Origin of the sequence: Bradyrhizobium sp. CCBAU 51765, assembly GCF_015291725.1 — a bacterium.
Lineage (GTDB): Bacteria > Pseudomonadota > Alphaproteobacteria > Rhizobiales > Xanthobacteraceae > Bradyrhizobium > Bradyrhizobium liaoningense.
Map to the genome: position 1 here is coordinate 74297 of NZ_CP030038.1, position 23949 is coordinate 98245.

Consider the following 23949-nt stretch of genomic DNA (forward strand, 5'->3'; position numbering starts at 1 on the left):
AATCAGGTGCGATGGGTGCTAAGATCCTCGAACACCGGCCCGTCGCCGTTGAGCGGATTGGCGGGATCGCGGCCGTAGCGCAGCGTCTCGAAGCGCATCGCGCGCGCATCGATCATCAGGAGACGGCCGACGAGGCCGTCGCCGAAGCCGACGATCTCGCGGATCGCCTCCAGCGCCATCATCGAGCCGAGCACGCCCGCCAGCGCCCCTATGACGCCGGCCTCCGCACAGGCCGGAACGGTTCCGGGCGGGGGGGCTTCCGGAAACAGGCAGCGATAGGTCGGATTGAACTCGCCCTGCTCGTTCGTCTCGTGCGCGCGGATGGTGGTGAGCGAGCCGTCGAAGGTGCCGAGCGCCGCTGTGATCAGCGGCCGCTTGGCGAAGAAACAGGCGTCGGAGACGAGATAGCGCGTCGAAAAATTGTCGGAGCCGTCGAGCACGAGGTCGTAGTCGCCGATCAGGCTGAGCGCGTTGTCCGCGTTGAGCCAGGTGGCGTGGCCGACGAAACGGACATGCGGATTGAGCGCAGAGATCCGCTCTGCCGCGCTCTCGACCTTGTGGCGGCCGATATCGGGCGTGGTGTGGATCACCTGGCGCTGCAGGTTGGACAGCGACACGACATCGTCGTCGACCACGCCGAGCGTGCCGACGCCGGCCGCAGCCAGATACATCAGCGCGGGCGCGCCGAGCCCGCCGGCGCCGATCACCAGCACGGAGGCCCGCTTCAGCGCGGCCTGGCCCGGCCCGCCGACATCGCGCAGCACGATATGACGGGCATAGCGTTCGAGTTCGTCCGGACTCAGCATCGTCCTAAATTCCTCTCACTCCTCATGGTGAGGAGCGCGGAACGCGCGTCTCGAACCATGAAGGGTCCCGATCTCGCCTGTGGCCATCCTTCGAGACGCGGCCTTTGGGCTGCTCCTCAGGATGAGGACCTGAGGTCGTGGCCTCTCAGCCATCTGAACCACCCCAACATTGTTCGCGACCAACGAGATGTGCTTCAATGACACTGCGTTCAATGGGTGGGCTGGATTTGTCATGAGATCGATGCTTGCGGCAACTCTGATGTTTGCGGCCGCCACAGGCGCGAACGCCCAGATGACGGCGCCGCAGGTCCCCGGCACCAAGCCGAAAACGGTTCAGACCGTACCGATCCAGCCTCCCGCAATGCAGACGCCGTCGGCGACGGCCGATGCCATGTCAAGAGCGGAGCGGCTGTCGCTCCAGTCCGACCTCGCCTGGGTCGGCCAATATAACGGCGCCATCACCGGCGACGTCAGCGAGCGCATGGTCAACGCCATCAAGGAGTATCAGAAGGCCAAGGGCGGCAAGCCGACCGGTGTGCTCAATCCGCAGGAACGCGCCACACTCGCCGAGGCGGCGCGAAAGAAGCAGGAGAGCGTCGGCTGGAAGATCGTGACGGAGCCGACCAGCGGCGCCCGGCTCGGCATCCCCGGCAAGCTGGTGCCGCAGCAGGCAAGCGACGCCAACGGCTCGAAATGGACCTCGCCGACCGGAACCGTGCAGGTGCTGCTCAGCCGGCGCAAGGAGGTGAACCCGACCTCGGCAAAGCTCGCCGACCTGGAGAAGGAGCCGTCCGGGCGCAAGGTCGATTACACCGTGGTGAAGCCCGACTTCTTCGTGCTGTCGGGATTGCAGGGCCTGAAGAAATTTTACGTGCGTGGCACCTTCAAGGGCGACGAGGTCCGCACCATGACGATCCTCTACGACCAGGCGACGGAGAACACGGTCGAGCCGGTGGTGATCGCGATGTCGAGCGCGTTCAATGCATTTCCGTCCGGACCGCTGGCCGGGCCGCCGCCGCGCAAGACGGTCGAATACGGCACCGGCATCGTCGTCAGCGACGACGGTGCGATCGTCACCGACCGCCTCGTCACCGATGGCTGCCTCGCGATCACGATCGCCGGTCATGGCAGCGCCGACCGCCTCGCCGAGGACCAGGAGCATGATCTCGCGCTCCTGCACATCTACGGCGCCCGCGGCCTGAAGCCGCTCAGCCTCGCCGGCGTGGCCGCGAAGACGAGTGTCGACATCGTCGGCATCGCCGATCCGCAGAGCCAGGGCGGCGCGGCCGGCGTGTCGAGCCTCAAGGCTGCGCTGGCGCCGGTGACGAGCAGCAATTCCGCACTCTCGCCGCCGCCGGCGATCGGATTCTCCGGCAGCCCGGCCGTCGACGCCGACGGCAAGTTCGCCGGCATGGCGCTGCTGAAGCCGGCCATGGTCGCAGGTCCCGCGACATCGGTCCCGGCGTCACAGGCTTTGATGGTCTCCGCAGAGGCGGTGCGCGGATTTCTGAAGGCGAACGGGGTCACGGCGAACGGCACGTCGACGGACGCCAAGGCCGCTGTCGTGCGCGTCATCTGCGTCCGGAAGTAGGCCGCGCGAAAGCACCCATTCTCCCGTGTCCCGGACGCGGCGCGTCACGAAGTGACGCTCCGCAGAGCCGGCAACTGTTATGTTGATGGTGCGATTTTATAGGGTTTTCGGTCGCGCAGCATTGCGTTGAGGATGGTCAGCAGCTTCCTTGCGACAGCAATGAGGGCGAGCTTTGCTGGTTTGCCGGCCAGACGGAGCCGGTCATAGAAGATTTTGAAGTGATCGGCGCGACGAACGGCGTTGAGAGCAGCCATGTAGAGGGCGTCGCGGACGCGCTTTCGTCCGCCGCCGATCTTGCGCTTGCCACGATAAGCCCCGCTATCGACATTGAAGGGAGCCAGGCCGGCAAGAGCGGCCACCTCCTTTGGCCCGAGACGCCCAAGTTCGGGCATCTGGGTGAGGAGTTGCATGCAAGCGACGGGTCCCACGCCGGGCACCGAGCGCATCAACTGTGCATCATTGGCAAGCTCCGGTTCGGCTTTGACGAGCGCATGAATCTCAGTGTCGATTTCGGCGATCTCATCATTGAGGACCTCGATGAGGCGAGCGATGCGTTCCACCATGGCGCGGTCCTCGGCTTCGCTGCGGCGGTTCTTTTCCTGGGCCCTCATGGCAACCAGTTGGTCCCGCCGTTTTGCAAGCCTTGCCAAAGTGTTGCGAGCAGGCGTCGCGGCCTGCTCGGTGGCGGGCTTCATGGCGCGGGCAAAGGCCGCCAGCATCCGCGCATCGATCGGATCGGTCTTGGCGAGCTGGCCGCTGGCGCGGGCAAAGTCGCGGGCACGGGCCGGATTGATCCGGGCAAAGCGGATGCCGGCCCGATGCAGAGCCTCCCGAAGCTCGAGGTCATAGACCCCCGTAGCCTCGAAGACGATCAGCGCATCGCATCGCCAACGCGCCACCAGCTGTGTGATGGCCTGTGTCGCGTTGGCGATGCGTTCCGCTACGCCGATGGCCTCATCGAAAATATCAAGGTGATGTTTGGAGATGTCGATCCCGACGCAACGAGAGGATATGATCACGGTGCCTGTCCCTGTGATGCGAGGTCTGTTGACGCAGCCTCGTGCAACTGTTCAGGTTGATAGATGGAACGGGCGGGAGACCGAGCCGGCTCACGGCGTCAAGCGCCAAGGACCCAACGGCTTCCCGCCCACCATCATCATGCCAGACTTCCCAGACACAGGGACCCATGCGCCCTCAAATTCCGTGCAAGTGGTTTTCTGGGCCCCGGCTCAGCAGCGCGTCACTGACGTGCTGCGCTGCGTCCGGGGCACGAGATCAACTCGTCCGCGCGCACTCTCACACGTACGACTAACGGATTCGCTGGCATTCCCGATTCCGCCATCATCGTTACCGTTGATTCGGACCCCCGCGATCCCCCTTTGGATCGGGCCGGCACGTCCTGAGCGAGAAGAGCTCAGCATCGCAAAGCGGTGCACGTTCGCGTGGCGTATTCCTGATCCAGCCCTCCAAAGGATTGAACTTCAATGCACACGATCGTACTGGCCACCCAAAAGGGCGGCAGTGGCAAGAGCACACTCGCCGTCGGTCTCGCGCTGGCGGCCAAGCAGTCCGGCTTCACCGTTCGCCTGATCGAGACCGACCCGCAGGGCACCCTCTCCAACTGGCAGCGCCGTCGCAGCACCGACGATCTCGTCGTCGAACCGATCTATCACGCCGCGGATATCCAGCCACGCCTGAAGATGCTCGCCGACAGCGGCCTACAGCTCGCGATCGTCGACACCGCGGCCGGTCTCAGCGCCGCGACCACCGCCGCAATCCGCCATTCCGATCTCTGCCTGATCCCGGCGCGCCCAAGCGTCGCCGACATCGAGGCCACCGTCTCGACGCTCAGCGTCGCCCGCGCCTGGAAGCGGCCCTACAGCTTCGTGCTCAACCAGACGCCGATCCGTGGCCAGCGCATCGACAACGCCGCGGGCGTGCTCGCCGAGGAAGCTGCGCTCGATCTTGCCGACGTGCTCGCGCGTCCGCTGATCGTGATGCGCAACGATCATCAGGACGCGCTCGCCAGCGGCCTTGCCGTGAGCGAATTCGCGCCGAACGGCAAATCGGCGGATGAGATCCGCGGCCTCTGGCGCTGGATCCAGACCCGGCTCGAGCTCGAAGCCACCACCAATGTCCTGATCGACCAGGTCATCTCGGCTGCGCACGGCATGCTGCAGATCGCTGCAGAACAGGCGGCGGACGAGACCACGACACTGGCGTCCTGAGCGGGGCGATCGCTCGGACGACAGTCGGGCTCCCGCCATCCGGTGAACGAGCCCAAGCGGCGAAGCAGTCCGGCCACCAGCCCGGCCGGATTGCTTCGCCTCGCGCGTTGTAGCGAAGGCTCTATCCTCCCGTCATTGCGAGGAGCCCTTGCGACGAAGCAATCCAGACTGCTGCTGCGGAGGGGATTCTGGATTGCTTCGCGGAGCCTGTCATCGGGCCGCGCTTTGCGCGGACCCGGTGGCTCGCAATGACGCGCGGTTGGTCATCGCCTTCGCCGAGACTTAGGCCCTCTCGGCGACAATCCTGATGGTCACTTCTGACATTTCGGGCACCAGAAGGTCGAGCGGCCGTTCTGCACGAACCGCTTGATGATGCCGCCGCAGCGCGGGGTCGTGCATTTTTCGCCTTCGCGATCATAGACCTTGAACGAATGCTGGAAATAGCCGAGCTCGCCGGTGGTCTGGCGGTGATCGCGCAAGCTGGAGCCGCCGGCCTTGATCGCGTCGTTCAGCACGGTGTGGATCGCACCGACCAGTCTCTTGGCATGATCGGTTGGCTCGCCCCCGGCAGCGCCTTTGCGTTGTCCGGACTTCGTCGACAAGGTCGCGGCGATCCGGCGCGGCGACAGATGCGAGCGGTGCAGCGCCTCGCAGACATAGATGTTGCCAAGCCCTGCCACGACGCGCTGGTCGAGCAGCGCAGCCTTCAGGCTGGTGGTCTTGCCGGCGCAGGAGCGCGCCAGCATCGCGGCGTCGAACTCGTTGCCGAGCGGCTCGGGTCCGAGCCCGCGCAGCAGCGGCTCGTCGTCGAGCGCATTGCGCGCGATCACCTTCATGTAGCCGAAGCGGCGCGGATCGTTGAACACGATGTCGGCGCCGGAGGACATCCGAAACAGCACGTGATCGTGGGTGGAATCCTTGTCCCGCGGATAATGAAACTCGCCAGGTCGGGTGTCGTTGTCCGGCTTGATGACACGGAACGAGCCCGACATGCCGAGATGCATCAGCAGAACGTCGCCGGAGGCGAGATCGGCCATGAGATATTTTGCACGGCGGCCGAGGCCCGTGACGACCTGCCCCTTGAGCCGGGCCACGAAGTCCGGCTGGAACGGAAAGCGCAAGTCCGGCCGGCGGGCCTCCGCGACGAGGATTTTCGCACCCTCCATCACCGGCTGAAGCCCGCGGCGGACGGTCTCGACTTCTGGCAATTCAGGCATGGTCAGGCATTCACCTTATGAGGGCGGTGTGATAGCGCCATTGCGGCGGGCGCGCTATGGTCCGCCTCGCGGAGTAGAGTAATGGATCGGCCGGGCGAAACCACGCATTTTGGCTTCAGGGACGTCCCCCTGGGCGACAAGCAGACGCTGGTGAACGATGTGTTTCACAGCGTGGCGTCGCGTTATGACTTGATGAACGACCTGATGTCCGGTGGCCTGCACCGGGTCTGGAAGGACATCATGATCACGGCGCTCGACCCGCCCCGGGGCGACCGGCCGTTCGCGTTGCTCGACGTTGCCGGTGGCACTGGCGACATCGCGTTCCGCGCCGCCAAGGCCGCAGGTGCGGGTTTCCATGCCACCGTCTGCGACATCAACACCGACATGCTGGCCGTGGGCCGCGAACGCGCTGCCAAGCAGCATCTCGACACCCGGGTCGACTTCGTCGAAGGCAATGCCGAAGCGCTCGCCTTCGCCGATCGCAGCTTCGACGCATATACGATCGCTTTCGGCATTCGCAACGTGCCGCAGATCGACCTGGCGCTGCGCGAGGCCTATCGCGTGCTCAGGCCCGGCAGCCGCTTCCTCTGTCTCGAGTTCTCCACCGTCGAGATGCCCGGGCTCGACAAGCTCTACGATCTGTTCTCGTTCAAGGTGATCCCGCCGCTCGGCCGCATGGTCACGGGCGACGCCGAATCCTACCAATATCTCGTCGAATCGATCCGCAAGTTTCCGAGGCCCGCCGCGTTCGCCGACATGATCCGCGAGGCCGGCTTTTCCCGCGTCAGCTGGCAGACACTCTCCGGCGGCATCGTGGCACTGCATTCGGGCTGGCGTTTGTGATTTCTGCCATCACCCACATGACGCGCCTGATCCGCGCCGCGTTCGTGTTCGCGCGCGAGGGCGTGTTCGGCTCGGTCGATCCGAGCCTGGTGCCGCCGCCGGGACAGCTCGCGCTGAAACTGGCGCGCCTCGTCGAACGCCGCGGCACCAAGCACGGCCCGCGGATAGCGCGCGCGCTGACGCGGATGGGCCCGGCCTATCTCAAGCTCGGACAATTCCTGGCGACGCGTCCCGACGTGGTCGGCGTCATCATGGCGCGCGACCTCGAAAGCCTGCAGGACCGCCTGCCGCCGTTTCCACAGGACGAGGCCGAGGCCGCCATCGCGACGTCGCTGGAACGGCCGCTGAAGGACATTTTCGCGAGCTTCGGCCCGCCGGTCGCAGCGGCCTCGATCGCGCAGGTGCATCGCGGCGAGGTGCTGCGCGACGGTATCCGCAAATCGGTCGCCGTGAAGGTGCTGCGGCCCAACGTCGCCGCACGCTTCCGCCGCGACCTCTCCGATTTCTTCTTCGTCGCGCACAAGGCCGAAGCCTATTCGGCCGAGGCGCGGCGGCTGCGCCTGATCGAAGTCATCAACACCATGTCGCGCTCGGTCGCGATGGAGATGGATTTGCGGCTCGAAGCCGCCGCGCTGTCGGAGATGGCAGAGAACACGCGCGACGATCCTGATTTCCGCGTGCCGACCGTCGATTGGGACCGCACCACGCACAACGTGCTGACGATGGAGTGGATCGACGGCATCGCGCTGAACGACCACAAGCGCCTTGCTGAGTCGCAGGTCGACCTGCCCGACCTCGGCCGCAAGGTGATCCAGAGCTTCTTGCGGCACGCGCTGCGCGACGGTTTCTTCCACGCCGACATGCATCCGGGCAATCTGTTCCTGGACGATGCCGGCCGCCTCGTCGCGGTCGATTTCGGCATCATGGGCCGGCTCGGCATGAAGGAGCGGCGCTTCCTCGCCGAGATCCTGCTCGGCTTCATCACCCGCGACTATCGCCGCGTCGCCGAGGTGCATTTCGAGGCGGGCTACGTGCCCGCGCACCATTCGGTCGAGAATTTCGCGCAAGCCATCCGCGCCATCGGCGAGCCCATTCACAACCGCACCGCCGAGGAGATCTCGATGGCGCGGCTGCTGACGCTGCTGCTCGAGGTCACTGGCCTGTTCGACATGACCACGCGGCCCGAGCTGATCCTGCTGCAGAAGACCATGGTGGTGGTCGAGGGCGTGGCGCGCGGCTTCGATCCCAAGCTCGACATCTGGAAGATCGCCGACCCCGTGGTACGCGAATGGATCGAGCGCAATCTCGGGCCGATCGGCCGGGTGCAGGGCGCGCTGGCCGGGACCGGCGACATCGCGCGCGTACTGATGCGCCTGCCGGAGATCGCCGAGCGGTCGGTGAAGGTCCTCGAGCAGCTCGAGACCATGACTCGCGAGGGCGTCAGGCTGTCACCGGAGAGCATCGCGGCCATGGGGCGCAGCGAAGGCCGCAAGAACCGCTGGCGCACCGTGGCGCTGTGGATCATCGCCGCGACATTCATCGGCATCCTGATCGCCGTCCGGAATCTATGATTGCACTGCAATCACGCAAGTGATAGCATCGCTATCATTTCGTGCTGGAGTGGCGTCATGGCAAGCCTGACCATCCGCAAGCTCGACGACAGCGTCAAAACCTATCTGCGGCTGCGCTCGGCCAAGAACCGCAGGTCGGTCGAGGAAGAGGTTCGGGTCATCCTGCGGGAGCTGATCGAGGGCCGCGAGGAGCCGCTGACGCCGTTTGCGCTGCCGCCTGCCCCGTCCGCCACACCGGCGCCGCAGCGCACCGGCGCCCTCCCCGAGGCCAGCGTCACCCTGATCATCGGCGGCGGGATCGCGGCGTACAAGTCGCTCGACCTGATCCGCAGGCTGAAGGAGCGACGCATCGAGGTCCGCTGCGTGCTGACCAAGGCGGCCCAGCAATTCGTGACACCGCTGGCCGTCAGCGCGCTCTCGCATGAGCGCGTCTACACCGACCTGTTCGACCCCCAGAGCGAATTCGACGCCGGCCATATTCGCCTCGCGCGCGACTGCGACCTGATCGTGGTGGCGCCGGCGACCGCCGACCTGATGGCGAAGATGGCGAACGGACATGCCGACGATCTCGCCAGCGCCATCCTGCTGGCCAGCAACCGCAAGGTGCTGCTGGCGCCGGCGATGAACCCGCTGATGTGGAGCAACGCGGCGACGCGCCGCAACGTCGGCTTGCTCCAGCGCGACGGCGTGGTGTTGATCGGCCCGAATTCCGGCGAGATGGCCGAAGCCGGCGAGGCCGGAATCGGCCGCATGTCGGAAGCGATCGAGATCGCCAATGCCGCCGAACGGCTGCTGCGGCCTCCGGTGCCGCGGCCGCTCGCCGGCAAGCGCGTGCTGATCACCGCGGGTCCCACGCACGAGCCGATCGACCCCGTGCGCTACATCGCCAACCGCTCCTCCGGCAAGCAGGGCTTTGCCATTGCCGCCGCCGCGCAGGCCGCCGGCGCCGAGGTGATCCTAGTGAGCGGCCCGGTCGACCTCGACGATCCACCTGGAGTGACGGTGAAGCACGTCGAATCGGCACGGCAGATGCTGGAGCAGGTTCAGGCGGCGCTTCCCGCCGATATCGCGATCTTCGCTGCCGCGGTCGCCGACTGGCGCGTCGCCAACGAGGGCGAGCAGAAGCTGAAGAAGACCGCGGCCGGCATGCCGCCGCTTCAGCTGGTCGAGAATCCCGACATCCTCGCCACGATCTCGAAGCTGACCGACAAGCGCCCGCCCCTGGTGATCGGCTTTGCCGCCGAGACCGAACATCTCATCGAGAACGCCAAGACCAAGCTCGCGCGCAAGGGCTGCGACTGGATCGTCGCCAATGACGTGTCGCCGGCGACCGGCGTGATGGGCGGCGACCGCAACACCGTCCACCTCCTCAGCCGCAAGAACGGTGCGAAGGACGGCGAGATTGCAGTTGATTCCTGGCCGGTGATGACCAAGGAACAAGTCGCCATCGAACTGGTCGCGCATGTCGCCAGAAGCGTGACCGACAAATCCCTGGAGACGGCATCTTGAGCACGAAGGTCACGGTCGAACTGCAGCGCCTCGCCCATGCCGAAGGTCTGCCGTTGCCGGCCTATCAGACCAGCGAGGCCGCCGGCCTCGATCTGATGGCAGCCGTTCCGGACAGCGAGCCGATGACGCTCGCCCCGGGCCAATACGCGCTGGTGCCGACGGGCCTTGCGATCGCGCTGCCGCCGGCGCACGAGGCGCAGGTGCGGCCGCGCTCGGGGCTTGCCGCCAAGCACGGCGTCACCGTGCTGAACTCGCCGGGCACGATCGACGCGGACTACCGCGGCGAGATCAAGGTGATCCTGATCAACCACGGCGCGGCGCCCTTCGTGATCAAGCGCGGCGAGCGCATCGCCCAAATGGTGATCGCACCCGTGGTGCAGGCTGCCCTGGTTCCCGTCGCGACGTTGTCGCCGACCGATCGCGGCGCCGGCGGCTTCGGCTCGACGGGGCGGTAGCTTTCTTGCCTCTCCCGCTTGCGAGAGCTTTGCTTAATTGGACGCGGGGGAGTGATTGCCGCTGTTGGGCGTTTTTTGCGTAGCGTTGGACGTCGGCGGCATCGAAGGTTTGCGCTTTCGTGGTCGACTGATTGGGTTGGGCGGTCATGCGGCAACTCCCGCAGGAGACAACGCCACCCATCGTTTGAGATTCATTGCCAGGCAGATCAGGCGCAGATGCGTCTGGTTGCGCGCCCAGCCCAGATAGCGGGCGCGCGCCCAGCGGTAGCTGCCCTTGAGGCGCGCGAAGACCTGCTCGACCGGTGCGCGGCGCTTTCCCACGGCACCGTTGAAGCGCTTCTGCCGCGCGGTCAGCGGATGATGCTTGTTGGGCCGGAACATCAGCCGCGGCTTGATGCCTCGCGCGCGCAGGCCGCTACGGCGCTCGTGCTTGTCATAGGCCTGGTCGGCATAGACCGCCTTCTCATCACCACAGACCAACTCGTCGGCGGGCACCGTATCGTTGACCGCAGCATCGGTCAGCTTGCTGCGGCGGATGATTGCCGAGCCCTGGTCGATGCCAACATGGGCCTTGTAGCCGAAGTATCGTTTGCCGCCCTTCTTGGTCCATCGCGCATCCGGATCGCGCTTGCTGTTGACCAGTTTGCTCGGCGCCCGACCGTCCGGGCCGGGGGGCTGCGGCTCCTCTGGTGGCTTCGGCGGCTTCACCGCCGCCGGGATCAGGCTCGCGTCGATTAGTGTACCCCGCCGCACCACCAGCCCATGCGCATCGATCTGGCGCAGAATCTCACCGAACAGCCTCTCGTCCAGGCCGGCCCGCTGCAAACTGTCGCGGAAGCGCCAGATCGTGGCGTGATCGGGTGTCTCATCGCCGAGCACAAAGCCGCAGAAATCGCGGAATGAGGCGCGGTCATCAAGCGCCTCTTCAAGCTCCGGATCGGACAGCCCGTACCATTGCTGCAGCAACAGCGCCTTGAACATCACCAGCCGCGGATAGGCCGGCGCCCCACGCTCCGGTTCCGGCAGACCGCCTAGCACGCCCCCTACCGCTGCCCAATCGACCAAGTCCCCAATCCGTCTCAGCACCGGATTGCCTTTTCCCCGTCGCGACACCAGCGCGTCCGCAAAGCTCGGTTGTCCAACCTGTCGATAGGCCATTCCCGTCCTCCCTCAGCGGTCTAGGGAATCGCAGATTCGCGAATATGCAAAGCTCTCGCTTGCGGGAGAGGCCGCCGCGCTCGCAGAGCACGGCGGGTGAGGGTTTTCTCCGCTAAGGGATTGTCCCATCGCGGAGACACCCTCTCCCCAGCCCTCCCCCGCGAGCGGGGGAGAGAGCGCACCGCGATCGTGGCAGGCGATGCGCATGACACGCTAACGCACGGCAATCCCAGCGAAAATCATCTGCAGAATCACGCGCCGTGGAACCGCGCGCCCCGCATTTTTGTTGGCCCGTCTTTACGTTCACGATCTGGACTCTTACCGGCGGAGTCACGGTGGGGGTATTGTCTTTTGATTCGCGCGCGACGGGGGTCGCCGCGCGCAAATTCGTGCGATCTTGGGGCAACTATGTCAGGCGTGATCGTGTCGATGCGTCGGACGCTGCTGTCTTGCACGTCGCTGGCGCGCAGCGGCTTGGTTGGGAGCGCTCTTGCGGCGCTGCTGCCGGCTGCGCCGGCCAGGGCCGCCGACCTCATCGACACCCTCTCCACCATGCTGGATTTCAACCGGCAGGAACTCGCCGTCCTCGCCACCGCGCTGGCGCTGCTCGGCTTCTCGGTGGTGGCCGCGATCCTGTTGATGCGCACGCGGGTGCGCCTGGTCAAGAACGAGGCGCGGCTGCGCACCCGGATCGGGGAACTTCAGCTCCAGGCCGACCGCTTCGGCGCACTCCTGTTCGCCGAGCCGCAGATCCTGATCTCCTGGCCGGCCGGCGATAACCGCGTTCAGATTTCCGGCGACATCTCCATGGTGCTGCCGCGCGACTCCTCCCCGCAGCGCGTGCTGGCGTTCGGAACCTGGCTGCCCCCGGAGCCCGCGCTCCAGATGGACCATGCTGTCGACGCGCTGCGCGATCGCGGCGACGGGTTCCAGCTGACCTTGACCACCGCGCACGGCCATACGCTGGAAGCGATCGGCCGCGCCATCGGCGGCCAGGCCATCGTCCGCATTCGCGAGCTCTCAGGACTGCGCCGCGATCTGGCCGAGACCCATCTGCGCTACAAGGCGCTCTCCGACGAGACCGAGATGCTGCGTGGCTTTGCTGCGGCCGCACCGTGGCCGATCTGGGCAAAGGGCGAGAATGGCGCACTGACCTACGCCAACCCGGCCTATGTGCGCGCCACCGAGGCAATCAGCGCCATCGATGCCCAGGAGCGCAAGCTCGAGCTGCTCGACAGCGCCGACCGCACTGCGATGGAGCGGGGGCTGAAGGACGCCGCCAGTTTCACGTCGCGGCTGCCGATCGTGGTCGGCGGCGAGCGGCGCATCTACGACGTGCGCGCCGTCAATGTCGGCAGCGGCAGCGTCGGCATCGCAATCGATGCCAGCGAGGCGGCTGCGCTGAGCTCGGCGTTGGTGCGAATGGCGGAGGCGCACCGCCGCACGCTGGACCAGCTCTCCTCCGGCGTTGCCGTGTTCGACGGCCAGCGCCGCCTTGCCTTCTACAACGATTCCTATCGGCGGCTGTGGGACCTCGACCGCACCTTCCTCGACGCCAACCCTGACGATTCCAGCGTGCTCGACCAGCTCCGCGCCGCGCGCAAGCTGCCGGAGCAGCCGGATTTCCGCGCCTGGAAGGCCAAGCTGCACGAAGCCTATCGCGCGGTCGAGACCGCCAAGGACACCTGGTTCCTGCCTGACGGCCGCGCGCTCTCGGTCGTCACCACGCCGAATCCCGAGGGCGGCGTCACTTACCTGTTCGACGACGTCACAGAAAGCCTCGACCTCGCCCGCCGCTTCGACGGCCTGATCCGCGTTCAGCGCGAGACGCTGGACAGCCTCGCCGAGGGCGTCGCGGTGTTCGGCAGCAACGGCAAGGCGCAGCTGTTTAATCCGGCCTTCGTCCGGATGTGGAAGCTCTCCAGCGACGCCATGCGCGACGAGCCGCACATCCAGACGGTGGAAGGCTGGTGCCATCAGCTCTACGACGATCCCGTCGTCTGGCGACAGATCCGCGAGGCCATCACCTCGATCGAAAACCGCGCCGACGTGCCGCTGAAGCTGGAGCGCAAGGACGGCAGCGTGCTCGACGGCATGATCCGGCCGCTGCCCGACGGCGCCACCATGCTGACGTTCCAGGACATCACCGACACCGAGAATGTCGAGCGCGCGCTGCGCGAGCGCAACGAGGCGCTGGAGGCCGCCGACCAGATGAAGGTGGATTTCGTCCACCACGTCTCCTACGAGCTGCGCTCGCCGCTCACCACCATCATCGGCTTTGCGCATTTCCTCAGCGATCCCTCGACCGGGCCGCTGACGCCGAAGCAGGCCGAATATCTCGACTACGTCACCAAATCGACCAACGCGCTGCTCGCGCTCACCAACAACATCCTGGATCTCGCCACCATCGACGCCGGCGCGATGAAGCTGGAACTCGGGCAAGTCGACGTCAGCAAGGCCATCGAGCTCGCCGCGGAGGGTATCCAGGACCGGCTCGCCACCGACCGCATCCGCCTCAAGGTCGAGATCGCGCCCGACGTCGGCAGCTTCGTCGGCGACGAGAAGCGCGTGGTGCAGGTGCTCTATAACCTCCTCGCCAACGCCGTCGGGTTTTCTCCACAGGATTCCACCGTCGGCATCAGCGCGCGCCGCACCGAACGCAGCGTGGTCTTCACCGTGACAGATTCGGGACCTGGAATACCTGCCGACATGAAGGACAAGGTGTTCAACTGGTTCGAAAGCCGCTCGCAGGGCTCGCGTCACCGCGGCGCCGGGCTCGGCCTGTCGCTGGTGCGCTCCTTCGTCGAGCTGCATGGCGGCAAGGTGCGGGTGGATTCGATCGTCGGCCGAGGCACGGTCGTGATCTGCGATTTCCCGACCGACCAGGCGGCGCATCGCGACGCCGCCGAATGACGGATACAACCACATTCTCGGTCGCGCTCCACAACGAGACGGCCACCGCGCAATTGATGGCCGACCTCGCGCTGCTGGTAGGCCCCGGTGACGTCGTCACCCTCACCGGCGATCTCGGTGCCGGCAAGACCGCGGCGGCGCGCAGCCTGATTCGCTACCTCGCCGGCGACGAGACGCTGGAGGTGCCGAGCCCGACCTTCACGCTGGTGCAGGGCTACGAGCTGCCGCCCTTTCCGGTGATGCATGCTGATCTCTACCGCGTCGAGGACGAGAGCGAGCTCGAGGAGATCGGCCTGTCGCCGCTCCCGGATGCCACCCTCGTTCTGATCGAATGGCCCGAGCGCGCACCGTCGGCGATGCCCGAGGACCGCATCGACATTGCGCTGACACACCGACCGGCGCTGGGATCGAGCGCACGCGCCGCCGACATCACCGGTCACGGCAGGGCCGCCGCCATCGTTGCGCGGCTGCAGGCGCTGCGCGAGTTCCTCGACGCATCCGGTTACATGGAGGCGACGCGCAAGCGCATGGCCGGCGATGCCTCGACGCGCTCCTATGCGCGGCTGCTGCGCGACGACAGCATCGTCATCCTCATGAACTTTCCGCAGCGGCCGGACGGCGCGGCTCTCTACAACGGAAAGTCCTACAGCGCCGCGGTGCATCTTGCGGAGAACGTCAAACCCTTCGTCGCGATCGCGGAAGGCCTGCGCGCGCAGGGAATCTCCGCGCCCGCGATTCATCATTCCAACCTCGATCATGGCTTCCTGATTACCGAGGACTTTGGCAGCGAAGGTGTGATCGAGGGCGATCCGCCACGCCCGATCGGCGAGCGCTACGAAGCCGCGACCGACCTGCTGGCGATGCTGCATGGCAAGGCGCTGCCGGAGACGCTGCCGCTGGACGGGAAGACCTACGAGATCCCCCTCTTCGACGTTGAGGCGATGCTGATCGAAATCGGATTGATGCCGGAATGGTACCTGCCCGATCGCAACGCGCCGTTGAGCGACGAGAAGCGCGCGGAATTCTTCGCGATGTGGCGCGAGCTGCTCAGGACACCGCTGGCGGCGCCGAAGACATGGATCATTCGCGACTTTCACTCACCCAATTTGATCTGGCTCGCGGAGCGCACCGGCATCGAACGCGTCGGCGTGATCGATTTCCAGGATACGGTGCTCGGACCTCAATCCTATGACGTCGTCTCGCTGCTCCAGGACGCCCGCATCGACGTGCCCGAGACCGTCGAGCTGACGCTGCTGTCGCGTTACATCAAGGCGCGCCGCGCGCAGGACACGAGCTTCGATGCGGCCGGCTTTGCCGAGCTCTACGCCATCATGTCGGCGCAGCGGAACACGCGCCTGCTCGGCACCTTCGCCCGCCTCAATCGCCGCGACGGCAAGCCGCACTACCTGCGTCACCAGCCGCGGATCTGGACCTACCTCCAGCGCTCGCTGGCGCATCCCGCGCTGAGCTCCTTGCGCGAGTGGTATCTCGCCAACGTCCCGCCGCCCCAACAAGCCTGATTCGGGCTCGATTTACCGGCCGTTAGCCAAGATGTCGCTATTCTAGCGGCGAGGCAGCCGGATGATTGCGGGGCTGGAGCGGGACAGATGGCGGTACAGACGGACCATCGCGGCAATGGCCGGGTTGTTTTCGAACGCGGGATTCCGGCCCAGATCATGGGAATCGACGGTACCTGGCGGCGCGACTGCACCATGGAGGACGTCTCCGAGAGCGGCGCCAAGCTGACCATCGACGGCTCGGTGGAAGGGCTCCATCTGAAGGAATTCTTTCTGCTGCTGTCGTCGACCGGGCTGGCGTACCGGCGCTGCGAGTTGGCCTGGGTCAATGGCGACCAGATCGGCGTGAATTTCCTCAAGATCGGTGACAGAAAGAAAAAGGCGCGTTCCGCGACCATTGGGGCGTGACGGCAACACCCGTCGTACAACCGTCACGGCGGGTGGTTAAGGCGGTCGAGATGCAATGCGGCTGATCGAGCCTCGTGGTAAGATTGCTGCGAACGCGAAAGGTCTGAGAAAGCGAAGGATGCCCGTCAAACCGACCAAAGCCATGGTGCTCGCCGCAGGGTTTGGCCTGCGCATGCGCCCCCTGACGGACACGATGCCGAAGCCGATGGTGCCGGTGGCCGGGCAGCCGCTGCTCGACCACGTGCTCGACAAGCTCGGCCAGGCCGGCGTGACCGAGGCGGTGGTCAACGTGCATTACCTGCCGGACCAGATCATCAATCACGTCGCGTCGCGCCAGCACCCGCGCGTGACCATCTCCGACGAGCGCGACCAGGTGCTCGGCACCGGCGGCGGCGTGGTCAAGGCGCTGCCGCTGCTCGGCGACGCGCCGTTCTTCCACGTCAATTCCGACACGCTGTGGATCGATGGCGTGCGTTCGAACCTGACGCGGCTCGCTGAAAATTTCGACCCTGATCGAATGGATATCCTGCTGCTGATGGCGCCGACCGCAACCAGCATCGGCTATGGCGGCCGCGGCGATTACGGCATGCTGCCCGACGGCGCCCTGCGCAAGCGCAAGGAAAAAGAGGTCGTTCCGTTCGTCTATGCCGGCGCGGCGATCCTGTCGCCGTCGATCTTCGAAGGCGCCCCCAAGGGTGAGTTCTCGCTGACCAGGATGTTCGATCGCGCCAACGAGCAGGAGCGGCTGTTCGGCCTGCGGCTTGACGGTGTCTGGATGCATGTCGGCACGCCTGATGCCGTTCACGCCGCGGAAGAGGCGTTTCTGGAGAGCGTGGCGTAGGGCTACAGCAAATGGTGCCGTAGGGCAAAGCGAAGCGTGCCCGCCCCGCGAGGTTGTCATTCCGGGGCGCGCGTACGCGCGAACCCGGAATCTCGAGATTCCGGGTTCGATGCTTCGCATCGCCCCGGAATGACGGTGGGACAGCGGGGAAGACCCCGCACCAACGCATGACCATTTGACCCCATCTCCCTATATTGCCCTGATTCTCGAATCAGGCGGCTCATGCGCGTTTTCAGCGTTCCCATCTCAGTTCCGTTCCTGCGCACGGTCGTCACGGCCCTGCTCGAGGGACGGCTGGTCGAGGGATTCGAGGCGCGCAAGGAGCCGGCGCGGCTGGCCGATGCAACGCTGTATTTGCCGACACGGCGCGCCATGCGCGTCGTCCGCGAGATCTTCCTCGACGAGATGAAGGCGGACGCGGCGGTGCTGCCGCGCATCGTCGCGCTCGGCGATATCGACGAGGACGAGCTCGCTTTCGCCGGCGAGAGCGAGCAGTTTTCCGGTGCAGCGCCGCTCGACATTCCGCCGCGACTGGGCGAGCTCGAACGGCGGCTGACACTGGCGCAGCTCGTCGCCGCCTGGGCCAAGGGCCCGGTGCTGTCGCCGCTGGTGGTCGGCGGGCCGGCCTCGACGCTGGCGCTTGCATCCGACCTCGCGCGCCTGATCGACGACATGGTCACGCGCGGCGTGGACTGGAGCGCGCTCGATGGACTGGTGCCCGACCAACTCGATCGGTACTGGCAGCACTCGCTCGAATTCCTGCGTATCGCGCGCATCGCCTGGCCCAATCATCTCGCGGAGATCAACCGGATCGAGCCGGCCGCGCGGCGCGATCTCCTGATCGCGGCGGAAGCCAAACGGCTGACCGCGCATCCGAACGGGCCGGTGATCGCGGCGGGGTCGACCGGCTCGATGCCGGCCACCGCGAAGTTCTTGCACGCGGTCGCGTCGCTGCCGCATGGCGCGGTGGTGCTGCCGGGCCTCGACACCGATCTCGACGACGACGCCTGGCGCACCATCGGCGGCGTGCGCGATTCGCTCGGCAAGTTCGCGGAGCATCCAGCCTCGAACCATCCGCAATATGCCATGCACGCGCTGCTGCAGCGTTTCGGTATCAAGCGTGACGATGTCGAATTGCTTCAGGCCCCAGCGGAAGACGGCCGCGATCTGCTCGCGTCCGAATCGATGCGGCCGTCCGCCAGGACGGAAGTCTGGCATGACCGGCTGAAGCAGCCCGACGTCGCCGCGAGGATCGCCGGCGGCATGAAGAATCTCGCTGTCGTCGAAGCCCCCAACCCTGAAATGGAAGCCCTCGCGATCGCCATTGCGATGCGGGAGGCGCGACATCTCGACAAATCGGCGGCGCTGGTGACGCCCGACCGCGCGCTGGCGCGGCGGGTGATGGCGGCGCTGACCCGATGGGACCTCGCCTTCGACGATTCCGGCGGCGATGTGCTGATGGAAACATCCGCCGGCACCTTCGCGCGTCTCGCGGCAGAGGCGGCGACAAAGGGGCTGGAGCCGGCAACATTGCTGGCGATGTTGAAGCATCCGCTATGCCGGCTCGGCCGCGCACCCGGCGCGTGGAAGAAGGCAATCGAAGGCCTCGAGCTCGCAGTCCTGCGCGGCACGCGCCCGCCGGCGGCCACCGCAGGCCTGTTGCGCGAATTCAACCGTTTCCGCGAGGAACTCGCAAAGCTCTGGCGCCGCGAGGTCTCCGCGCTGCATCGCGCGGAGCCGCGCGCGCGGTTGAAACCGGAGGATCTCGATCGTATCCAGGCGCTGGTCGACGTCCTGCAAAGCGCATTGGCGCCGATCGAGAGCCTGCCGCCCTCAAAGCCATATGACTTCGCCGAGCTCGCGCATCGGCACCGCGAGATCCTGATCGAGCTGTCGCGCGACGAGCAGGGCATCCCGCTCGCCTTCGAGGATCGCGATGGTCTCGCGCTGGCCAGCGCCTTTGACGATCTCCTGCGCAGCGGTACGGCCAGCGGGCTGATGGTGCCGCTGCCCGACTATCCAGACGTCTTCCAGACGGCGTTCGGCGATCGCGCGGTGCGGCGGCGCGACAGACCCGGCGCCCGCCTGCAAATCTACGGCCCGCTGGAATCGCGGCTGATGCAGGCCGACCGTATCATCGTGGGCGGCCTGATCGAAGGTGTCTGGCCGCCGGCGCCGCGCATCGATCCCTGGCTCAGCCGGCCGATGCGGCACGAGCTTGGGCTCGACCTGCCGGAGCGCCGCATCGGCCTCTCCGCCCATGACTTCGCGCAGCTGCTCGGCGGCGACGAGGTGATCCTCACCCATTCCGCCAAAGCCGGCGGTGCACCGGCGGTCGCCTCGCGCTTCCTGCACCGTCTGGAGGCGGTCGCGGGCGATGATCTCTGGAGCGCGGCCGTCCGCGCCGGCGAGAAGTATGTGCGGTTTGCGGCCGCACTGGACCAGCCCGACGAGGTCAGACCGATCAAGCAGCCGGAGCCTCGGCCGCCGCGCGCAATGCGGCCGCTCAAGATGTCCGTCACCGAAATCGAAGACTGGCTACGCGATCCCTACACGATCTACGCCAAACGCATCCTGCGGCTCGATGCGCTCGATCCCGTCGACATGCCGCTCTCGGCTGCCGACCGCGGCTCCGCTATTCACGATGCGCTCGGCGAGTTCACCGAGGCCTATGCCGCGCATCTGCCCGCCGATCCCGCGCGCGTGCTGCGCGCGATCGGCGAGAAACATTTTGCGCCGCTGATGGAGCGCCCCGAGGCGCGGGCGCTGTGGTGGCCACGCTTCCAGCGCATCGCGCGCTGGTTCGGCGAATGGGAGACGGCGCGGCGCGACGCGATCGAGGCCATCACGGCCGAGACCCGGGGCGAGATCTCGATCCCACTCGACAATGCGCGCATTTTCCATCTTTCCGCGCGCGCCGACCGCATCGAGCGCCGCCAGGGCGGCAGCTACGCCATTCTCGACTACAAGACCGGGCAACCACCGACCGGCAAGCAGGTCCGCATGGGCCTGTCGCCGCAGCTCACGCTGGAAGCCGCGATTCTGCGCGAGGGCGGCTTCCCTGATATCGACGCCGGCTCCTCGGTAAGCCAGCTCGTCTATGTCCGCCTCAGCGGCAACAATCCGCCGGGCGAGGAGCGCATCCTCGAGCTCAAGTTCAAGCAAGGCGACGAGCCGCAGCCGCCGGACACCGCGGCAGCCGAGGCGCGGACCAAGCTGGAAGCGCTGATCCGTGCCTTCGAGGACGAGAGCCAGGCCTACACCTCGCTGAACCTGCCGATGTGGGCGAACCGCTACGGCACCTATGACGACCTCGCCCGGATCAAGGAATGGTCCGCCGCCGGAGGATTGGGGATCGAGGAATGGTGAAGGCGCCGCGGCCCATCCCCGACGAGGTGCGCGCGCGGCAGGCGCGTGCATCCGATCCGACTGCATCGGCCTTCGTCTCGGCCAATGCCGGCTCGGGCAAGACCCATGTGCTGGTGCAGCGCGTGATCCGCCTGTTGCTGTCGGGCGTGCCGCCGGAAAAGATCCTCTGCATCACCTTCACCAAGGCCGCCGCCGCCAACATGGCCGAGCGCGTGTTCACCACGCTCGGCCATTGGGTGACGCTGGATGATGCCTCCCTCGATGCCGCGATCCGCGCCGTCGGCATCCCGCATCCGAGCGCAAAGCTGCGGCGCGAGGCACGGAAGCTGTTCGCCTGCGCGCTGGAGACCCCGGGCGGGCTGAAGGTGCAGACCATCCACGCACTCTGCACGCGCCTGCTCCAGCAGTTTCCGTTCGAGGCCAACGTTCCCGCGCGCTTTGCCGTGATCGACGAGCGCGACCAGACCGACATGATGGAGCGCGCCAATCTGAAGGTGCTGCTGGAGGCCGCGCGCGACCCGGAGAGCGTCACCGGGCGCGCACTGCTGACCGCGATGGCGAGCGCCGCCGACGTCACCTTCAAGGAGGTCGTGCGCGAGGCTTGTCTGAGCCGTGATCACTTCATGGCCTGGACCGACGAGGCCGGCAACGCCGGGGCGGCAGTCGAACAGATGGCGGCCGTGCTGGGCGTCGATGCGGGCGACCGGATCGAGGACGTCGAGACCGAGATTCTCGACGGCCCGTATCTGCCGCGATCGCGCTGGGACGACATCGCCTTCGCGCTGGAAGACGGCAGCAAGTCCGATAACGACCAGGCGGGCCGGCTGCGCGCGGCAAAAGTGTTCTCCGGCAGCGACCAGGTCGATGCCTATCTCTGCGTCTTCCTCACCGACGACAAGCTGCCGCGCAAGGCGGTTCTGACCAAGAAGTTTTGCGACCACAACCCGTCCGTCGCGCGCCTGTTCGAAGCCGAGGTGCAGCGCCTCGGCGGATTGATCGAGAAGCGCCGCGCAGTGACCATGCGCGACCGCACCGCGGCCCTGCTGCATATCGCGACCGCTGCCGCCGCGAACTACCGCCGCGAGAAGCAGGAGCGCGGGCTGCTCGACTATGACGACCTCATCGACAAGACGCTGGCGATGTTGAACCGCGTCTCCTCGGGCTGGGTGCATTACAAGCTCGACCGTGGCGTCGACCACGTGCTGATCGACGAGGCGCAGGACACGAGTCCCCGGCAGTGGGACATCGTCGCGCACATCATCTCCGAATTCACTGCCGGCGAAGGCGCGCGCGAGGGGTTGAACCGCACCATCTTCGCGGTCGGAGACGAGAAGCAGTCGATCTTCTCGTTCCAGGGCGCGGCGCCCCATGAGTTCGATGCGCGCCGGCGCGAGCTGCATCGCAAGTTCACGGCAGCCGGGCTGAAATTCGATCCGGTGGCCTTCACCTATTCGTTCCGCTCGGGCGCGACGATCCTGCACTCGGTCGACCACGTCTTCCGTGATCCCCAGATCTACAAGAGCATCCATTCGGTCGAGATCGGCCATCCCCTGCACAATGCGCTCGCCGATGCCGGGCCGAGCGTGATCGAGCTATGGGATCTGGCCGAGGCGGACGACAGGCAGGACATCGAGGGCTGGCGCGCGCCGTTCGACGGCGTCGCCGTCACCAGTCCCGAGGTGAAGCTTGCCCGCCGCATCCAGGCCGAGATCAAGCGGCTGGTCGAAAGCGGCACGCTGACGGGGCACGAGGGCGAGCGCCGCCCGCTGCGCTATGGCGACATGCTGATCCTGGTGCGGCGGCGCGGCAACGCCTTCGACGCCGTGATCCAGGCATTGAAGCACGCCAATATCCCGGTCGCCGGCGCCGACCGCCTCAAGCTCACCGAGCACATCGCCATCATCGATTTGATGAACCTCGCCGACGCGCTGCTGCTGCCGCAGGACGATCTCGCGCTCGCGGTGGCGCTGAAGAGCCCGCTGTTCGGGCTCGATGACGACGACCTGTTTCAGCTGGCCCATGATCGCAAGGGATCGCTGCGCCGCGCGCTCGGCGAGCATGCGGCTGAGAGCGAAAAGTTCGCCACAGCGTTGCGGCGCCTGGAAGCCTGCGAGATTCGTGCGCGCGAGGAGACGCCGTTCGCGTTCTATGCCTGGCTGCTCGGCGGCGATGGCGGACGCGCGCGCATCCTGCGCCGTCTCGGCCACGAGGCCAACGACGCGCTCGACGAATTCCTGGAACTGGCGCTGAACTACGAGCGCAAGGCGCCGGCCTCGCTTCAGGGCTTCATGGCCTGGCTGCGTTCGGCCGACACCGAGGTGAAGCGCGACATGGAGATCTCGCGCGACGAGGTGCGGGTGATGACCGTGCACGGCGCCAAGGGGCTCGAGGCCTCGGTCGTGTTCATGGTCGACACGACATCGTCACCCGCGGACTCGCAGCGGGTTCGGCTGATTCACGTGCCGCGCGGCAATGGCGGCGAGGTGGTGGTCTGGGCCGGCCGCAAGGCGGATGATCCGAGGCCGGTTGCCGAGGCGCGCAAGGCGATGCTCGAGGAGACCGAGGACGAGTATCGCCGCCTGCTCTATGTCGCGATGACGCGCGCGGCCGACCGGCTGATCGTCGGCGGCTGCATGCCCGGCAACATGAGGACGGTCCGCAAGCTGAGCTGGTACGACCTTGTCGACACCGGTCTCGCCGGCTCGGGCCTGGACAAGCAGATCATCGAGACGCCGCTCGGCAAGGTGACCCGATTCGCCCGGCCGGAGGATGTCGCGGCGCTTGGCACGCCGGCGGCGCCCCGGGACCAATCGGTCGTGCTGCCGGACTGGCTGCGAACGCCGGCACCGTGCGAGCCCATCGACGACGACCCGGTGCGCCCCTCGGGCCAGTCTGCCGAGGAGGGCCGCAGCGTGCGGACCGGCGAATCGATCCAGTCGCGCGCTCTGGCGCTGCAACGCGGCACGCTGGTGCACCGTCTGCTGCAATCCCTGCCCGACATCGCCATGGAGCGCCGGCGCGAGGCGGCGCTCGGCTTCATGGTGCGCAATGCCTCGGACTGGCCGGAGGCCGACCGCATTGCGCTGGTCGACAAGGTGCTCGCCTTGATCACTGAACCGCGTTTCGCCCCGGTCTTTGCCGCCGGCAGCCGGGCGGAGGTTGCCATCGCCGGCCGGCTGGAGCGGCCGGGCCGCACCCCGGCGCTGGTGTCGGGGCAGATCGACCGGCTGGTCGTTCGCCCCGACGAGGTCCTGATCGTCGATTTCAAGACCAACCAGGCGGCCCCCGAAAGCGCCGCAGAGGCGCCGGCAGCCTATGTCCGCCAGCTTGCGCTGTACCGGGCGGTGCTGTCGCGGCTTTATCCCCGAAAGCCTGTCAGGGCCGTCCTGCTCTGGACGGAGGCCCTTGAATATATGGAGATTTCGGCCCCCGCGCTGGACGCGGCGCTGGCATCCCTTCATCTCGGTGTGAGCGTCCTTGACCCGGCAAGGAGCCGTTCATAGGTTGGCCACATGATCCCGGG

The 23949-nt window shown here is 66.6% G+C and carries 16 protein-coding genes; 12 read left to right on the plus strand and 4 right to left on the minus strand.

The features are described 5' to 3' along the window. Positions 1 to 2 precede the first annotated feature (2 nt). Positions 3 to 806 (minus strand): molybdopterin-synthase adenylyltransferase MoeB, encoded by an 804-nt coding sequence (locus XH96_RS00325; protein ID WP_194390574.1) that lies wholly within the window; start codon positions 804 to 806, stop codon positions 3 to 5. Between the two features lie 232 nt (positions 807 to 1038). Here XH96_RS00325 and XH96_RS00330 point away from each other — a divergent pair, with 232 nt between their 5' ends. Beyond that, positions 1039 to 2397: a serine protease gene (locus XH96_RS00330; protein WP_194390575.1), complete on the plus strand. Its 1359-nt coding sequence runs from the start codon at positions 1039 to 1041 to the stop codon at positions 2395 to 2397. A gap of 77 nt (positions 2398 to 2474) precedes the next feature. On the opposite strand, the gene XH96_RS00335 is transcribed toward XH96_RS00330, so the two are convergent. After that, positions 2475 to 3416 carry a transposase gene (locus XH96_RS00335; RefSeq protein WP_194389766.1) on the minus strand — a complete coding sequence of 314 codons (942 nt, stop codon included), beginning with the start codon at positions 3414 to 3416 and terminating at the stop codon, positions 2475 to 2477. Positions 3417 to 3881: 465 nt separating this feature from the next. Here XH96_RS00335 and XH96_RS00340 point away from each other — a divergent pair, with 465 nt between their 5' ends. Then, positions 3882 to 4625 carry a ParA family protein gene (locus XH96_RS00340; RefSeq protein ID WP_194390576.1) on the plus strand — a complete coding sequence of 248 codons (744 nt, stop codon included), beginning with the start codon at positions 3882 to 3884 and terminating at the stop codon, positions 4623 to 4625. A 311-nt stretch (positions 4626 to 4936) separates the two neighbouring features. Here the strand turns inward: XH96_RS00340 and mutM are convergent, their stop codons facing one another. Further along, the gene (mutM, locus tag XH96_RS00345) at positions 4937 to 5842 is read right to left on the minus strand and encodes a bifunctional DNA-formamidopyrimidine glycosylase/DNA-(apurinic or apyrimidinic site) lyase (RefSeq protein WP_194390577.1); all 906 of its coding nucleotides are present in this window, start codon (positions 5840 to 5842) and stop codon (positions 4937 to 4939) included. A gap of 81 nt (positions 5843 to 5923) precedes the next feature. On the opposite strand from mutM, the gene ubiE reads away from it, so the two are divergent. The 4 genes from ubiE to dut are packed head-to-tail and all read left to right on the plus strand — an operon-like array spanning position 5924 to position 10220. After that, positions 5924 to 6685: a bifunctional demethylmenaquinone methyltransferase/2-methoxy-6-polyprenyl-1,4-benzoquinol methylase UbiE gene (gene ubiE, locus XH96_RS00350; protein WP_131870472.1), complete on the plus strand. Its 762-nt coding sequence runs from the start codon at positions 5924 to 5926 to the stop codon at positions 6683 to 6685. Beyond that, positions 6682 to 8256 (plus strand): 2-polyprenylphenol 6-hydroxylase, encoded by a 1575-nt coding sequence (ubiB, locus tag XH96_RS00355; RefSeq protein WP_194390578.1) that lies wholly within the window; start codon positions 6682 to 6684, stop codon positions 8254 to 8256. Before ubiE ends, ubiB begins: the two co-directional genes overlap by 4 nt. A gap of 57 nt (positions 8257 to 8313) precedes the next feature. Continuing rightward, entirely contained in the window at positions 8314 to 9765 is a 1452-nt protein-coding gene (gene coaBC, locus XH96_RS00360) for a bifunctional phosphopantothenoylcysteine decarboxylase/phosphopantothenate--cysteine ligase CoaBC (RefSeq protein ID WP_194390579.1), read from the plus strand. Continuing rightward, on the plus strand, positions 9762 to 10220 hold the full coding sequence (dut, locus tag XH96_RS00365; RefSeq protein WP_194390580.1) for a dUTP diphosphatase: 459 nt from the start codon (positions 9762 to 9764) through the stop codon (positions 10218 to 10220). The genes coaBC and dut overlap by 4 nt, the downstream gene beginning before the upstream one ends. A gap of 144 nt (positions 10221 to 10364) precedes the next feature. Here dut and XH96_RS00370 read toward each other — a convergent pair whose 3' ends face one another. Next, complete coding sequence (locus XH96_RS00370; RefSeq protein ID WP_194389004.1) at positions 10365 to 11378, minus strand: IS5 family transposase; 1014 nt, start codon at positions 11376 to 11378, stop codon at positions 10365 to 10367. Between the two features lie 408 nt (positions 11379 to 11786). Here XH96_RS00370 and XH96_RS00375 point away from each other — a divergent pair, with 408 nt between their 5' ends. From XH96_RS00375 to addA, 6 genes are all read left to right on the plus strand, one after another. Next, on the plus strand, positions 11787 to 14291 hold the full coding sequence (locus tag XH96_RS00375) for a PAS domain-containing sensor histidine kinase (RefSeq protein ID WP_194390581.1): 2505 nt from the start codon (positions 11787 to 11789) through the stop codon (positions 14289 to 14291). Further along, on the plus strand, positions 14288 to 15811 hold the full coding sequence (gene tsaE / locus XH96_RS00380) for a tRNA (adenosine(37)-N6)-threonylcarbamoyltransferase complex ATPase subunit type 1 TsaE (protein ID WP_194390582.1): 1524 nt from the start codon (positions 14288 to 14290) through the stop codon (positions 15809 to 15811). Before XH96_RS00375 ends, tsaE begins: the two co-directional genes overlap by 4 nt. Before the next feature lie 87 nt (positions 15812 to 15898). Further along, positions 15899 to 16216, plus strand: coding sequence for a PilZ domain-containing protein (locus XH96_RS00385; protein WP_194390583.1), 318 nt, complete (start codon positions 15899 to 15901; stop codon positions 16214 to 16216). A gap of 118 nt (positions 16217 to 16334) precedes the next feature. Continuing rightward, the gene (locus XH96_RS00390) at positions 16335 to 17057 is read left to right on the plus strand and encodes a nucleotidyltransferase family protein (RefSeq protein ID WP_194390584.1); all 723 of its coding nucleotides are present in this window, start codon (positions 16335 to 16337) and stop codon (positions 17055 to 17057) included. 222 nt (positions 17058 to 17279) lie between these two features. After that, complete coding sequence (gene addB / locus XH96_RS00395) at positions 17280 to 20426, plus strand: double-strand break repair protein AddB (RefSeq protein WP_194390585.1); 3147 nt, start codon at positions 17280 to 17282, stop codon at positions 20424 to 20426. After that, entirely contained in the window at positions 20420 to 23929 is a 3510-nt protein-coding gene (addA, locus tag XH96_RS00400; RefSeq protein ID WP_194390586.1) for a double-strand break repair helicase AddA, read from the plus strand. Before addB ends, addA begins: the two co-directional genes overlap by 7 nt. Positions 23930 to 23949: the final 20 nt, after the last annotated feature.

Bases quoted from the DNA above. Each gene is read 5' to 3' on its own strand.
- XH96_RS00325 (WP_194390574.1), bottom strand. From the start codon at position 806: ATGCTGAGTCCGGACGAACTCGAACGCTATGCCCGTCATATCGTGCTG.
- XH96_RS00330 (WP_194390575.1), top strand. From the start codon at position 1,039: ATGAGATCGATGCTTGCGGCAACTCTGATGTTTGCGGCCGCCACAGGC.
- XH96_RS00340 (WP_194390576.1), top strand. From the start codon at position 3,882: ATGCACACGATCGTACTGGCCACCCAAAAGGGCGGCAGTGGCAAGAGC.
- mutM (WP_194390577.1), bottom strand. From the start codon at position 5,842: ATGCCTGAATTGCCAGAAGTCGAGACCGTCCGCCGCGGGCTTCAGCCG.
- ubiE (WP_131870472.1), top strand. From the start codon at position 5,924: ATGGATCGGCCGGGCGAAACCACGCATTTTGGCTTCAGGGACGTCCCC.
- coaBC (WP_194390579.1), top strand. From the start codon at position 8,314: ATGGCAAGCCTGACCATCCGCAAGCTCGACGACAGCGTCAAAACCTAT.
- XH96_RS00370 (WP_194389004.1), bottom strand. From the start codon at position 11,378: ATGGCCTATCGACAGGTTGGACAACCGAGCTTTGCGGACGCGCTGGTG.
- XH96_RS00375 (WP_194390581.1), top strand. From the start codon at position 11,787: ATGTCAGGCGTGATCGTGTCGATGCGTCGGACGCTGCTGTCTTGCACG.
- tsaE (WP_194390582.1), top strand. From the start codon at position 14,288: ATGACGGATACAACCACATTCTCGGTCGCGCTCCACAACGAGACGGCC.
- XH96_RS00385 (WP_194390583.1), top strand. From the start codon at position 15,899: ATGGCGGTACAGACGGACCATCGCGGCAATGGCCGGGTTGTTTTCGAA.
- XH96_RS00390 (WP_194390584.1), top strand. From the start codon at position 16,335: ATGCCCGTCAAACCGACCAAAGCCATGGTGCTCGCCGCAGGGTTTGGC.
- addB (WP_194390585.1), top strand. From the start codon at position 17,280: ATGCGCGTTTTCAGCGTTCCCATCTCAGTTCCGTTCCTGCGCACGGTC.
- addA (WP_194390586.1), top strand. From the start codon at position 20,420: ATGGTGAAGGCGCCGCGGCCCATCCCCGACGAGGTGCGCGCGCGGCAG.